The sequence below is a fragment of the Pseudomonas serbiensis genome, assembly GCF_030580745.1.
Classification (GTDB): domain Bacteria; phylum Pseudomonadota; class Gammaproteobacteria; order Pseudomonadales; family Pseudomonadaceae; genus Aquipseudomonas; species Aquipseudomonas serbiensis.
On record NZ_JAUQOO010000024.1, the window covers coordinates 1 to 12,795 of the forward strand.

Genomic DNA, 12,795 nt, shown 5'->3' on the forward strand with positions numbered 1-12,795 from the left:
CCGCAGCCCCGACGCTGGTGGAGCCGCTGCTCACCACAATCCCGTCCGCCTGCGCCCACAGCGGTTGCCAGAACATCGCATTGGCCAGGATCAGCGCAATACCGCGCTTGGGCATCCCCCAGAAACGTTCGCGCAGTTGCACACGGGCCGACGGTTGACGGGCCAGGAAGGCGAGATGCTTGGCGTCCATGCGGAGGTTTCCTGCGGGGGTCAGAACGGTTGGTAAAGGGTCAGAAAGGCTTAGAAAAACAGTTCAAGCCGGAAGTAGATCGGTGCTTCCCGCTCGCTCAGCGCGGCAGGCCGCTCCAGCGAATGGGCGAAAGTCACGTTGGCGGCGAGGTATTTGCCACGGGTGAACAACTCAACCGCACTGCTGGATACCCGGCCGTTTTCACCTTCGCTATTGGCGTCGTGACGAATGACGCCCTGGTCGTAAGACACGCTCATGCCGTATTGCTGGAGCACCGGCTGCAACCATTCCCAACCGACCGGTCGGGTCCAGCGCAGGTCGTTGCGCCAGTAGCCGCCGCTGTCGCCGGAAAGAAACTGCTCTTTATAGCCACGCACTGCGGATTGCCCGCTGATACTCAGGCGCTGGCTGTTGTAGAGCCGGTCTTCGCTGCGCTGGCCGGTGGCCAGGCTGTTGAAACTGAAGCTTTCACCCCACAGCTCGAAAGGCTGCTGATAGCTGAACGTTGCGGTGTATTTGCGGTAGCGGGCCGTGGGTTCATTGCCTGCAGGATGGCCATCGCCCATCGCATCCAGCGCACCACTGCCTTGCTGGACGCCCAGTTCCAGGTTGGCAAATGCGCTGCCGATCAGCCGGCCATGGGCGATGCCGAACTGCGTCTCGGTAATGCGCTGAGAGCCAATCGCCAGTTCGCTGTCTTCCACAAAACTGCGAGTGCGCAGGTGGCTGATGCCGGCATTCACGGACGTCTTGCCACGGGCATCGCGCTGAATCACCCGATCGACACGCAACTGATGGGCCTGGCTTTCACCGGTGAACTTGAAGTCGATCCCGGCGCCTTGCCCCAGGGTTCGGTATTCACTGTCGTTGTAGGAGTAACTGAAATTCCACCAGCCCCACGGCAGGTTGTAACTGAACATGCTGCTGTAGGAGCTGCGTTGATGGTCAGTGACAGCGTCGCGCCCGCCACGCAGGCTTAACTGGTCGGCCAGCCCCAGCGGGCTGTCCCATTCGAAGCCCGCGCCCCACTGCTGTTCGCCAGTGCTTTTCTGACCGTTGTTATGACGGGCCAGAGAGGTGCGCCAGGGTTTCTGAGGCGTGTTTTTCACCAGCACATCGCTGCCGCCCACGGCCTGCCCCGGCGTCAGTTCCATCTTCGCCTGATTGGACGGCAGACGATTGAGCTGATCGACCATCTGCTCGATTTCACGCAGGTTCAGTACTTCGCTTTCACGCCCCGGAAACGTCATGTCCAGCTCGCGCGGAGTCAGGCCACTGCCTTCCTCGCTACGCAGTTTCTCCAGCTTGCCCTCGACCACCAGCACTTCGAGATGGCCCTTGGAAAGATCCTGTTGCGGCAGATAGGCGCGGGTAGTAACCCATCCCTTGTCGATATAGTGATCGGTGACGGCCTTGAGCACGTCGTTGAGTTGAGCGACGCCCAGGCACTCACCCAGAAAAGGTTTGAGCAAGGCATCGCGCTCACTGCCCGACAGCGAGTCGGCGCCCTTGAGTTCAATGACGTCGATCTTGAAACAGCGCGTATCGACTGGCGCCTCGGGAGCTTGCGGGGCTGGCTGGGCACCGGGCAATTCCTTGAGTTCTTCCAGGCGACGGCGTTGCTCTTCGAGTAGACGATCCTGACGATCGCGGATCAGGTCCTGCTCACCGGGGTTGGGAGCGGCCAGGGAAACCAAGGGAGTTACGGCGAATAGGACAAACAGAGCTGCCCTTGATGCGGAGGAATGCACGGTGCGTCCTTGCAATATCATATTGATATCAAATTCGGCGCGATTGTAGTTTGACATTACAATGGCGTCAATTTTTTGTATCGACCGCGTATCGGGTTTGTTACGCCCGTATTTTCCCCCTTATCCAGAGCCTTCCCTCTTCCCCGCATTACATGCAAGGAAGCGCTTCGGCAGGAAGAAGCGATGACGAAATGGCTGCCACACAGAACCCGATTTACTGAAACGACAGCTCATCAGCAGCCTTGAACTATTCATCATGTTCCGCCCATCGCAGTAAACGAATAAACAAAGAATCTTTAGTCTCCAGGCCTCCTCAGAACTTATGCCTGCGCCATTGCCCGAAGTGGCAAACGCGCAAAAACCTGAGTTTGAGGAAAACCCGATGTTTTTACATAACAAAAGACTTCAGTACACCGTACGTGTCGCCGAGCCCAATCCCGGCCTTGCCAATCTTCTGCTGGAGCAGTTCGGTGGCGCACAAGGCGAACTGGCGGCAGCAGCCCGTTACTTCACGCAAGCGCTGGCCGAAGAGGATGCAGGACGTAAAGACCTGCTGATGGACATTGCCACGGAAGAACTGAGCCATCTGGAAATCGTCGGTTCGATCATCGTCATGCTCAACCGGGGCGCGAAAGGACAGATGGCCGAAGGCGTGCAGGAAGAAGGTGAGCTGTATCGCAGCATCAATGGCGCGGGGAACGACTCGCACATCACCAGTGTGCTTTATGGTGGCGGTGCTCCGCTGGTCAACTCTGCGGGCGTTCCATGGACGGCCGCCTACGTCGATTCGATCACCGAACCCACCGCTGACTTCCGCTCCAACATTGCCGCCGAAGCTCGCGCCAAGATCGTGTATGAGCGCCTGCTGAATGTTGTCGACGATCCTGGTATCAAGGAGGCACTTGGCTTCCTGATGACACGCGAGATCGCTCACCAGAAGTCATTTGAAAAAGCACTGCACTCGATCCAGCCCAACTTCCCGCAAGGCAAGTTGCCCGGCATGCCGGAGTTCACCCGCACCTACTTCAACATGTCCAGTGGCGAGCCGAACCTTCGCGGGCCATGGAACAGTGATGAAGAGTTCGAGTATGTCGAAAATCCACACCCCGCTGTTGACGGTGGCGATGGCACTGCATCGGTGACACTCAATGAAGAGGATGCATTGACCCTGACCATGATGAAAGAACGCACCAAGTCCGATCCTGACGCCGACCCGCTTACTGCGGCGGAGCTGGGATCAGGTCTGCTGCAGGGTAAAGAATCACTTTGAATCCGGCGGGCTGGCGTAACACCGTTATTCAGCAGTGCCAGCACTGGCAGCGTTTGAAATGTTCCCTCACAATCTCGCCGTCTCGCCAGGCCTGCTCCCCGCAAGCCTGGCCACCCCATTGAGTTTGAGGAAACCCGGCATGAATGCACTTGAGTGGAACGAAGCCGCCTTGGCGAAATACCTCTCTACCCATCCGACCTTGCAGGATGAAATCAAGAACCTCAGCCCCGAAGAGCAAAAGCAGCAAGCGCAGTGGGCGTTCGAGGATGAAGCCGAGGATCAGGGCATAGAGCCTTGGGAACTGGCTTTGCAATTGATTGCCGAAACCCCGGAACAACTCAAGAGCATGCGCCTTGAAGCCCACGCACAGGTGGCCGAAGCCCTGGGCATGGACTGGGACGAGTATTGCGAACTGAACGAAATCGAACAGTAATCCCGGGCCTGTACAAGGAATAGAAGTGCCATGAACCATTCTTCCGAAGCGGGCGCAGCCGTTTACTCTCCCCTGACCCTGAAACTTTATGACTGGTGGGTCTTGGGGGTTTCCAATCGTTTTGCCTGGCAGTGCTCGACGACGCAGGTATTGCAGCCGTTCTTCAATCGCCATGTCGGCGCACGCCATCTGGATGTAGGCGTCGGCACCGGCTATTACCTGGCCAATGCCGATCTGCCCATCAGTACCGAAGTCACCTTGCTGGACCTCAACAGCAGCAGCCTGGAAGCCGCACGCCAGCGCTTCGGGCGGCCGGGCATCCGGGTAATCCGCCACGATGTGTTCAAGTCGTTCGAACCCGAACATGAGACAGGGTTTGACTCGATCTCTCTGTTCTATCTGCTGCACTGCCTGCCCGGAACCATGAGCGACAAGGCGCAGGTCTTCGCTAACCTCAAGACCCGCCTGAAAGATGACGGTGTGCTGTTCGGCGCAACCATTCTGGGCGACGAAGCCGGGCACAACGGGTTTGGTCGCAAGCTGATGGACGTCTATAACAAGAAAGGCATCTTCGGTAATCGCAGTGATAGCGTTGCCGGTCTGCGTAACGCTCTGGCTCAGCATTTCAGTGAGGTGACGGTCGAGGTGACGGGAAAAGTGGCACTGTTTACGGCCAGATCGCCTCTCATCAAACAAGACGTAACATCATGAATTAAATCGTGTTTCCGTAGGAGCGAATTCATTCGCGAAGGTGCCCGTACATCCGAAGAGAATCTATCGCCTCGAATGACGCCTCGCGAATGAATTCACTCCTACCGGCTTGCTTCGTGGATGACCTCACAATCCGTTCATGACCGATCAGTCAGCGCTTTACCTGATGGTTGCAGCTGAGTAACGTCTGCGCATCTCAACAAGAAGGAATAGCGCCATGAGTGATCTGATCTCGTACCAGCTTGAAGATGGTATTGCCACGCTGACCCTCAACAACGGCAAGGTCAACGCCATCTCGCCGGATGTGATCGCCGCATTCAATGCCGCGCTGGATCAGGCCGAGACAGATCGTGCCGTGGTGATCGTCACCGGGCAACCGGGCATTCTCTCGGGCGGCTATGACCTCAAGGTCATGACTTCCAGTGCCGAGGCGGCTATCGGCCTGGTAGCCCAGGGTTCGACTCTGGCTCGTCGCATGCTGGCTCACCCCTTCCCCATCATTGTTGCGTGCCCGGGTCATGCCGTGGCCAAAGGTGCTTTTCTGCTGTTGTCAGCCGATTACCGGATCGGTGTCGAAGGCCCCTTCAATATCGGCCTCAATGAGGTACAGATCGGCATGACCATGCACCATGTCGGCATCGAACTGGCGCGTGACCGCCTGAGCAAGTCCGCCTTTCATCGCTCGGTAATCAACGCCGAGATATTCGACCCCAGAGGCGCGCTGGACGCGGGTTTTCTGGACAAGGTGGTCAGCGTCGACGAGCTGCTGGCAACCGCCCGCGCCGCTGCCGTGCAGTTGAAAAAGATCAACATGAACGCCCACAGGAAAACCAAGCTGAAAGCCAGAAAAACGCTGCTCGATACATTGGATGCCGCGATAGAACTCGATAAGCAGCATTCGCTCTAAGCATGGCGTTCGACAGATATGAAGCCCGCCCATGCGGGCTTTTTATTATCTGCGGACTCATGAGCGTTTGGTTAAGCTCACCCTGGCGCAATCCTTTTTGCATCACTGCCACTCCTTGAAAAAGAAGCGATACCGATATGGGCCGAGTTGTTGCAGCAGCGGTTTACAGCAAAGGCAAGAAAGTCAGCAATATCACCCTTGAAGAAGGCGCGGCCTGGGCAGCCAAACCTGAGCATTTTGTCTGGATAGGGCTGGAGCAGCCCACCCCACAGGAGCTGGAAAGTCTTAAAAAGCAATTCAACCTGCATGAACTGGCCATTGAAGATGCGCTGGAAGTCCATAGCCGCCCGAAACTTGAAACCTTCGGCGATGCGCTGTTTATCGTCACTTACGCCCCCGTGCGGGAAAACGGCAGGCTGCAATTCATCGAAACCCATATCTTCGCCGGCAAGGGCTACATCATCACTTCGCGAAATGGGCACTCCAAGTCCTATGGCATCGTGCGCCAGCGTTGTGAGGCCAGGCCATTGCTGCTGGAGCATGGCGAAGACTTCGTGCTCTATGCCCTGCTGGACTTTGTGACCGAGAGCTATCAGCCGGTCACCGAAGCCATTCATGCCGAGCTGGAAGAACTGGAGCAAAACGTCCTCGGCGGCATCCTGAATGAATCCTATATCCACCGCATTCACAGCCTGCGTCGCGACCTGCTGCGCCTGAGGCGTTATGTGTCGCCAATGGTGGAAGTCGGTGAGGAATTGCAAAAGCTGAGCTTTCCCTTCATCGACAAGAACATGCGCCCGTACTTTCGTGACGTGGAGATTCACGTCAAACGGCAAATGGAAGACCTGGCCAATCTGCGTGATATCGCCAGCCAGACCATTGAGATCGGTTTGTTGCTGGAGTCGTCACGGCAAAGCATCGTGCAACGCAAGTTCGCGGCCTGGGCGGCCATTCTGGCGTTTCCGACCGCTGTCGCGGGGATCTACGGGATGAACTTCGAGAATATGCCGGAGTTGACCTGGCACTACGGCTACTTCGCAGTATTGGGGGTGATCGTGGGAGGCTGCACGGCCTTGTTCAGCAGCTTCAAGCGCTCGGGCTGGCTGTAAGGGCAAAGTGCTCCCGGCGTCTGGTATCGCGCCGGGAGCACTCAGGCTTCAAGCCACACTCTGGCCCGGTTTGTGGGCCACAAAGCGCGTAATCCACTCGGCTACCGTTGTGCCGTGGTGCTCATGCTCCAGGCTGTCCAGGCCCTTGCGATAAACCTGCTCGCCCAGTGTCTGCTGGCGAAGGTCCAGCAAGGAGCGGGAAAATTCATGGATGAACTCGGGGTGCCCCTGAAAGCACAGGACCTGATGGTTGATGTGATAAGCCGCGTACTGGCAGAAATCGCTGGAAGCGATGACCGTGGCATTTTCCGGCAATGCCGTGACTTGATCCTGATGGCTGATCAGCAGCGTCAGCTTGTCCATCGACGGAGTCATCCAGGGCTCAGAAGAAGCCAGTTGATAATGATGAATGCCCACTCCCCAGCCCTGGCTGGCACGCTCGGTCTTGCCACCCAGCAATAACGCCAGCAACTGGTGCCCGAAACAGATCCCCAAAAGCTTGTCGCCCCGCTCATACAACTTGAGCAGATAGGCCTTGAGCGTCTGAATCCAGGGGTCGCTGCCAAATGAGTCGGCCTTGCTGCCGGTCACCAGATAGGCATCGAAGCGCTCGTCTTCGGGTGGATAAATGCCCTGCACCACGTTGTAGACACTGAGCTGTACGGCAAACGGTTGGCGCGCAAACAATAACTCGAACATCCGCCCATAACCCTGATATTGCTCAACCAACTCCGGGCGCAGGATGTCGGTTTCCAGAATGCAGATGCGTAACGACATAAAAAAGGACCTGAAACAGTAAAAGGGCAATAGCGCACTGGCAAAGCCTGCCTTGAATTGCACGATCAAAGCAAGAAGCCAGTATCTGCACGGCCCCCACCTGGTATCGTTCGCAGGACATACCTTGGCCGGACGAACGGTAGCAGGCTAACGACGCTCCCTCAAAGCCTCTAGCCAAGGCCTGACCATATTATCAGCAGTTCCTAAATAACCTTTAATCAGAAATTATCAGACTTAAATATCAAATAGTTCTAAGCCATATGCAATGCGGCCTCTAAGGTTAAATCTGTAACAGGAAGGCGCGATAAAAATACATCCAGCGTCAGGTCAGCGGCCATGTGACCGGGACCACCTGTTCATAAGCACCACCTTTGCCAGCTGCCCGATTTCGTAATTGATGAATTCGGTGAGCTTTTGTCGCTCAGGAATAACAACAAAAGGCAGTCAGCCATGTTCAAGCATTCAAAGATACGTCAGGCGGGACTTATTGTATTCGCGACCACTCTTCTCTTGATCCTGCCGAATCTGAACAGGTTGTTCGGCTGATTCAGGATGCGCTACCGAACCGTCCTTATCTGTGCCAATCTTCCTGTTAAATGCCGGGAGATGGACTTATGCGCCAATGGATAGCAATGGGTATTCTGGCTTGCAGCTTCGCGGTGCAGGCTGGTGAAGTAGAACAGGCCGCCGCCGTGGCCGCCTTGAAGGAAGGGAAACTGGCAGTGGATGTGCGCAGCCAGACCGAATACGACGCTGGCACCGTACTCAATGCGGTTCGGGTCGAAGATGCACGCTTGGTCAACCAACTGAAACAGGTGCTCACCGACCGCAACTCTGTGTTCGTCATTTTCAGCAGCAGCAGTGAAAAAGCGAGCAAGGCGCAGGACAAACTCAGACAGGCGGGTTACTTCAGTGTCATCAACGGCGGCAATTATGAAGAGCTGCATAATGCGCTGTATGACATTACCGATGATCCGGCGGAATAACTGCTTGCGCCAACAGCTTACCTGTCATGAATCAGGCGAGCGTGTGGGAGCGAATTCATTCGCTCCCACAGCGGTTTGAAGCTTACTGGTGCTGCACCTGAACCTGTGTCGAGACTGACACCTTGGCGTGCATCTGCTCGTAACCCCCACCACGACGCATGCCACGTACCGGGCAGGCATCCAGATAATCCAGGCCGACTGCCAGTTTCAGGTGGCGTGCCGGAATGGCGAGAGTGTTGGTGACGTCAAAGCTGTACCAGCCATCGTCGATCCAGGCCTCGGCCCAGGCATGACTGGACAGGTGATCCTTGTCTTCGCTGTACAGATAACCGGAGACATAACGTGCCGGAACGCCAAGACTACGTGCGCACGCCAGGAATGCATGGGTATGGTCCTGGCAGACGCCTGAACGACCGGCAAACGCCTGAACCGCGCTGGTATCGACTTCCGTCGCCCCCGGCGTGTAGACGATGTGCTGATTCAGCGCCTGCATGAGATCGATCAGCCCCGTACGATCAGTACGCTTGCTGCTCTCCTTGGCTGCAAATGCGCGCATGGCCTCGTCCGCCTCGGTCAGACGGGTAAAGCGCAGAAACGGCAGCGCCGACTGGCTTTCGTATTCGGACTCACGGGTTTCATCGATTTCAACCTGACCGCGGGCGCCAATGATGATCGATTCATGGGGCTCGTCCAGGCTCAGCACATGCAGGATGTTGCCAAACGGATCGATCTGCGCGCGCACCGGACGCGGCAGGCTCAACTGCCAGCTCAGAACCTGCTGACGCTCGCTGTCATGGGGAGTCAGGCGCAGATACTGGATGCTGGCCCGAACCTGATCATCATAGTGATAGGTGGTCTCGTGGCTAATTGAGAGTCTCATGCAGCCTCCAGATATGAAGTGTGGATGGCATCACCCAGTTGGGCCACCAGGGGAATGAATTCGTTCAACCACTCATGCAGGCCTTCAGCCAGGATCTCGTCGATGCTGGTATAGCGCAGGCGTGCATCCATTTCCGCCGCCAGACGCTGTGCCGGTCGGCCATTGGCGCCCGGCAGGCTGGCGAGGATCAGGTCCAATTCTTCCAGGCAGGCCCGCAAGGAACGCGGAATGTCGGCACGCAATAGCAATAGCTCGGCAACATGGCGCGCACCCGGCGCGTCCCGGTACAGCTCGGTATAGGCCTCGAAGGACGACAAGGCGCGCAACAAGGCGCTCCACTGGTAGTAACCGGCTGCCGAGTTATCCGCCGCCGCGTTGGCCTGCGGCCCACGCAACTCAAGCATTTCATAACGGGCATCGAGCATGCGCATGGTGTTGTCGGCACGCTCGATGAAGGTGCCCAGGCGAATGAAACGGAACGCATCGTTACGCATGATGGTGCCGTAGGTCGCGCCACGAAACAGGTGGGAACGCTCCTTCACCCACTCGCAGAAATGGCTCATGCCATAGCGCGCCAGCCCTTGCTCGGCGATCCCGCGAATCTCCAGCCAAGTGGAGTTGATGTTCTCCCACATGTCAGCGGTAATTCGTCCGCGCACCGCATGGGCACTGGCCCGTGCTGCGCCAAGACAGCTGTAGATGCTGGCCGGGTTGGTTGCATCAAGGGCAAAGAAGTGCAGCATGCGCTCGGCATGCAAGGCGCCATGACGCTCCACATAAGCATCCAGGGTTCCGGTGATCAGCAGCGGCATGGCAATTTCATCCAGCCCGCCGCGCCCGTCCTGGGGCATCAATGACAGCGAATAACTCACGTCCATCATTCGGGCGAGGTTCTCCGCTCGCTCCAGGTAACGCGACATCCAGAAAAGATCCGAGGCAGTTCTACTTAGCATTGGCAGGCATCCTTAATCCTCGACCACCCAGGTGTCCTTGGTTCCACCACCTTGCGACGAGTTCACCACCAGCGAGCCTTCACGCAGCGCTACTCGGGTAAGCCCGCCAGGCACGACGCGGGTTTCGCGGCCGGAGAGGACAAATGGGCGCAAGTCGATATGTCGCGGGGCGATGCCGTTCTCGACGAAGGTCGGACAGGTCGACAGGGACAAGGTCGGTTGGGCGATATAAGCGTGTGGCTTGGCTTTGAGACGGGCACGGAACGATTCGATTTCAGCAGCACTTGCCGCAGGACCGACCAGCATTCCGTAACCACCGGAGCCCTGGGTTTCCTTGACCACCAGATCACCCAGATTGGCCAGCACATGGGACAGCTCTTCAGGCTTGCGGCACTGCCAGGTCGGCACGTTCTTGAGGATCGGCTCTTCATCCAGATAGAAACGGATCATGTCCGTGACATATGGATAAATCGACTTGTCGTCGGCCACCCCGGTGCCGATGGCATTGGCCAGGACCACATTGCCGGAACGATAGGCCGACAGCAGGCCCGGAACACCCAGCATCGAATCGGGGTTGAAGGCCAGCGGATCGAGGAAGGCATCGTCCAGACGGCGGTAGATCACATCAACGGCTTTCGGGCCGTCGGTGGTGCGCATGAAGACACGATCATCACGGACGAAAAGGTCAGCCCCTTCCACCAGTTCAACGCCCATCTCCCGCGCCAGAAAGGCGTGCTCGAAAAATGCGCTGTTGAAACGACCAGGCGTCAGGACCACAACGCTTGGGTTGTCCAGATGGCTCGAACTCTTGAGCGTGTCGAGCAACAGGTTCGGGTAGTGATCGATCGGTGCAATGCGTTGCGCGGCGAACAGCTCCGGGAACAGGCGCATCATCATCTTGCGATCTTCGAGCATGTAGCTCACACCACTCGGGGTGCGCAGGTTGTCTTCAAGCACGTAATAAGTGCCATCGCCATCGCGCACCAGGTCGACCCCGGAGATGTGCGAGTACAGATCACGATGCAGATTCAGACCTTGCATTGCCAACTGGTATTGCTCGTTGGCCAGGACCTGCTCGGCAGGAATGATGCCCGCCTTGATGATCCGTTGATCGTGATACAGGTCGGCGAGAAACATGTTCAACGCCTTGACGCGCTGAATGCAGCCGCGCTCCACAACCCGCCATTCACTGGCAGGAATGCTGCGCGGGATCGTATCGAAGGGGATCAACCTTTCGGTCCCCTGCTCGTCACCATAGAGCGTGAACGTGATCCCGGCGCGATGAAACAATAGATCGGCTTCACGCCGGCGTTGAGCCAGAAGCTCAGGAGGCGTATCCCCCAACCAGCGGGCAAATTCCCGATAATGCGGGCGGACCTGACCGCCAGCGTCGTACATCTCGTCATAAAAGGTGCGGATCATGCCGTACTCCTTGTCACCATGGACATCAGGGCCTTCGCAAGGCCCGTGCCATCGGCATAAACGCTTTAATATCAACAACTTATGTAAAACAAGAACATCCAACGCACCATTCCTGTGCAATAAACGCCCCAGTCAATTCTCCTACGCTTCATTCGGAAGCGTCAGTCACTCGCGAAATCTATCACCAGCATAGTCAGTGTTGATTTGATGGTGAGATATTAGTTCGCCACAATCACCAGCACCGAGCAAACAAAGGCCCGAATGCCTGTTTCACGTTTTTTTCTGGAAATATGTCAGCACCTGCGCCCTCGCGCCTTTATAACCGGACTTCCCTTCAAGCCACTCCATTGAGTGGCTTTTTTTTGACCATCGAATTTACTTCAGTGGGCTTTCGCGAATGAATTCGCTCCTGCCACCAGCACCCAAAAACAAGACCGGCCAATTGCAGAGTGCTCCGCAATTGGCCGGTCGTGACTGGATCGAGATGATTCATGCGTGCAGTCTTCTGATCTCCGCTGTGACCCCCCATCCTTCAACTTCACCGTCCATCGGTGAAATCACGCTCTGGAAGTCTTGCTCAAAGTCTCCGATCCCGTCGTACGTGGCATACATGACCTTGCTCAATTGCAAGTGCCACGCACCGTCGTCACGCACGTTGATCTGGGTATTGATGGATTCACCACGAAACTGTCCTGCTGCCTGCCGCGCCCTTTCCTCATCCGGGAATACGGCATAGAACTCGATGGGGTAACTGCGTGCAAAATCAAAACCGCCTTCTTTCATGCGGCGCAGTACGTTACTGCTGATGTCCTCTTGATAGGCTGTGCTCATGAAACGTCCTCCTATGCAACGATAGATAGAGTTTCAACTCTTCCAGAACGACCACCTTGGCGGGGGTCGCCACACGACAGTTAATCCGAAGTGGGGAATCAAGCATGAAGCTGACCAAACCGAGCCTGTGACAGCTCGGGTTTCGACATGGAGAGGCCGACGTATCGGCCTCGTTTGCAGAGTAGACCCATCTCGGGTCGGCTGCCAAGTGCCTGACACAACAAGTCTTTGCGTGTGTAAATGAATCAGATTACTTCTGTAATGGAAATGATCTGGACACTGTTGTGATCCTTGAGGGTTTTCACTGTGGGCTCCTCGGTTCTCCCCTCCAGATCATTGAGGTTCAGTTCATCGGTGACCGGAAACAGAATGGGACGCAGAAGACGTGCCGCAGCCTCCTCGCTCGGGCGCTCCAGTGAATCAATATCATGACGTTGCTGTACACCATCTTTATCGATATATGAAATGGCCCACTGTCTCATCGATGTCTCCAGAACAAAGCCAGAACGCTGGCCTACATGATCTGGACCTTTTGCCAACGGCATTCGTTCAAGAAAAATGCAGGTAAAAAGAAA

At 56.5% G+C, this 12,795-nt stretch carries 14 protein-coding genes; 6 read left to right on the forward strand and 8 right to left on the reverse strand.

Translation table 11 applies throughout. The annotated features are described in order from the left end of the window. On the reverse strand, positions 1-190 hold a 190-nt coding region (locus tag Q6A51_RS23770; RefSeq protein ID WP_304575055.1), incomplete at its 3' end, for a hypothetical protein. A gap of 50 nt (positions 191-240) precedes the next feature. Further along, positions 241-1,962, reverse strand: coding sequence for a ShlB/FhaC/HecB family hemolysin secretion/activation protein (locus tag Q6A51_RS23775; RefSeq protein ID WP_405046176.1), 1,722 nt, complete (start codon positions 1,960-1,962; stop codon positions 241-243). Between the two features lie 361 nt (positions 1,963-2,323). Between Q6A51_RS23775 and Q6A51_RS23780 the strand changes: the two genes are divergently transcribed. The 5 genes from Q6A51_RS23780 (at position 2,324) to Q6A51_RS23800 (ending at position 6,371) form a co-directional block, all read left to right on the forward strand. Then, positions 2,324-3,211 (forward strand): manganese catalase family protein, encoded by an 888-nt coding sequence (locus Q6A51_RS23780; protein WP_304575871.1) that lies wholly within the window; start codon positions 2,324-2,326, stop codon positions 3,209-3,211. Between the two features lie 139 nt (positions 3,212-3,350). Continuing rightward, positions 3,351-3,644 (forward strand): DUF6388 family protein, encoded by a 294-nt coding sequence (locus Q6A51_RS23785; RefSeq protein WP_201006271.1) that lies wholly within the window; start codon positions 3,351-3,353, stop codon positions 3,642-3,644. Between the two features lie 30 nt (positions 3,645-3,674). Then, on the forward strand, positions 3,675-4,355 hold the full coding sequence (locus Q6A51_RS23790; RefSeq protein ID WP_304575872.1) for a class I SAM-dependent methyltransferase: 681 nt from the start codon (positions 3,675-3,677) through the stop codon (positions 4,353-4,355). Between the two features lie 217 nt (positions 4,356-4,572). Then, complete coding sequence (locus tag Q6A51_RS23795; RefSeq protein ID WP_304575873.1) at positions 4,573-5,262, forward strand: crotonase/enoyl-CoA hydratase family protein; 690 nt, start codon at positions 4,573-4,575, stop codon at positions 5,260-5,262. A gap of 137 nt (positions 5,263-5,399) precedes the next feature. Continuing rightward, on the forward strand, positions 5,400-6,371 hold the full coding sequence (locus Q6A51_RS23800; RefSeq protein ID WP_304575874.1) for a magnesium and cobalt transport protein CorA: 972 nt from the start codon (positions 5,400-5,402) through the stop codon (positions 6,369-6,371). A gap of 48 nt (positions 6,372-6,419) precedes the next feature. Here the strand turns inward: Q6A51_RS23800 and Q6A51_RS23805 are convergent, their stop codons facing one another. Next, positions 6,420-7,148: an amidotransferase gene (locus Q6A51_RS23805; RefSeq protein WP_201006266.1), complete on the reverse strand. Its 729-nt coding sequence runs from the start codon at positions 7,146-7,148 to the stop codon at positions 6,420-6,422. A gap of 614 nt (positions 7,149-7,762) precedes the next feature. Between Q6A51_RS23805 and Q6A51_RS23810 the strand changes: the two genes are divergently transcribed. Further along, the gene (locus Q6A51_RS23810; RefSeq protein ID WP_201006264.1) at positions 7,763-8,134 is read left to right on the forward strand and encodes a rhodanese-like domain-containing protein; all 372 of its coding nucleotides are present in this window, start codon (positions 7,763-7,765) and stop codon (positions 8,132-8,134) included. Between the two features lie 82 nt (positions 8,135-8,216). Here the strand turns inward: Q6A51_RS23810 and Q6A51_RS23815 are convergent, their stop codons facing one another. The 5 genes from Q6A51_RS23815 to Q6A51_RS23835 form a co-directional block, all read right to left on the reverse strand. Continuing rightward, the gene (locus Q6A51_RS23815) at positions 8,217-9,014 is read right to left on the reverse strand and encodes a transglutaminase family protein (RefSeq protein ID WP_201019898.1); all 798 of its coding nucleotides are present in this window, start codon (positions 9,012-9,014) and stop codon (positions 8,217-8,219) included. Continuing rightward, complete coding sequence (locus Q6A51_RS23820; protein ID WP_201006262.1) at positions 9,011-9,967, reverse strand: alpha-E domain-containing protein; 957 nt, start codon at positions 9,965-9,967, stop codon at positions 9,011-9,013. The genes Q6A51_RS23815 and Q6A51_RS23820 overlap by 4 nt, the downstream gene beginning before the upstream one ends. A gap of 12 nt (positions 9,968-9,979) precedes the next feature. Beyond that, on the reverse strand, positions 9,980-11,389 hold the full coding sequence (locus Q6A51_RS23825; RefSeq protein WP_201006261.1) for a circularly permuted type 2 ATP-grasp protein: 1,410 nt from the start codon (positions 11,387-11,389) through the stop codon (positions 9,980-9,982). 489 nt (positions 11,390-11,878) lie between these two features. Continuing rightward, positions 11,879-12,220 carry a ribonuclease E inhibitor RraB gene (locus tag Q6A51_RS23830; protein WP_201006260.1) on the reverse strand — a complete coding sequence of 114 codons (342 nt, stop codon included), beginning with the start codon at positions 12,218-12,220 and terminating at the stop codon, positions 11,879-11,881. A 245-nt stretch (positions 12,221-12,465) separates the two neighbouring features. Next, entirely contained in the window at positions 12,466-12,702 is a 237-nt protein-coding gene (locus tag Q6A51_RS23835; protein ID WP_201006259.1) for a hypothetical protein, read from the reverse strand. Positions 12,703-12,795: the final 93 nt, after the last annotated feature.

Coding starts and splice junctions, on each gene's coding strand:
- Q6A51_RS23780 (WP_304575871.1), top strand. CDS start 2,324: ATGTTTTTACATAACAAAAGACTTCAGTACACCGTACGTGTCGCCGAG.
- Q6A51_RS23795 (WP_304575873.1), top strand. CDS start 4,573: ATGAGTGATCTGATCTCGTACCAGCTTGAAGATGGTATTGCCACGCTG.
- Q6A51_RS23825 (WP_201006261.1), bottom strand. CDS start 11,389: ATGATCCGCACCTTTTATGACGAGATGTACGACGCTGGCGGTCAGGTC.
- Q6A51_RS23820 (WP_201006262.1), bottom strand. CDS start 9,967: ATGCTAAGTAGAACTGCCTCGGATCTTTTCTGGATGTCGCGTTACCTG.
- Q6A51_RS23800 (WP_304575874.1), top strand. CDS start 5,400: ATGGGCCGAGTTGTTGCAGCAGCGGTTTACAGCAAAGGCAAGAAAGTC.
- Q6A51_RS23810 (WP_201006264.1), top strand. CDS start 7,763: ATGCGCCAATGGATAGCAATGGGTATTCTGGCTTGCAGCTTCGCGGTG.
- Q6A51_RS23785 (WP_201006271.1), top strand. CDS start 3,351: ATGAATGCACTTGAGTGGAACGAAGCCGCCTTGGCGAAATACCTCTCT.
- Q6A51_RS23805 (WP_201006266.1), bottom strand. CDS start 7,148: ATGTCGTTACGCATCTGCATTCTGGAAACCGACATCCTGCGCCCGGAG.
- Q6A51_RS23835 (WP_201006259.1), bottom strand. CDS start 12,702: ATGAGACAGTGGGCCATTTCATATATCGATAAAGATGGTGTACAGCAA.
- Q6A51_RS23815 (WP_201019898.1), bottom strand. CDS start 9,014: ATGAGACTCTCAATTAGCCACGAGACCACCTATCACTATGATGATCAG.
- Q6A51_RS23790 (WP_304575872.1), top strand. CDS start 3,675: ATGAACCATTCTTCCGAAGCGGGCGCAGCCGTTTACTCTCCCCTGACC.
- Q6A51_RS23775 (WP_405046176.1), bottom strand. CDS start 1,962: ATGATATTGCAAGGACGCACCGTGCATTCCTCCGCATCAAGGGCAGCT.
- Q6A51_RS23830 (WP_201006260.1), bottom strand. CDS start 12,220: ATGAGCACAGCCTATCAAGAGGACATCAGCAGTAACGTACTGCGCCGC.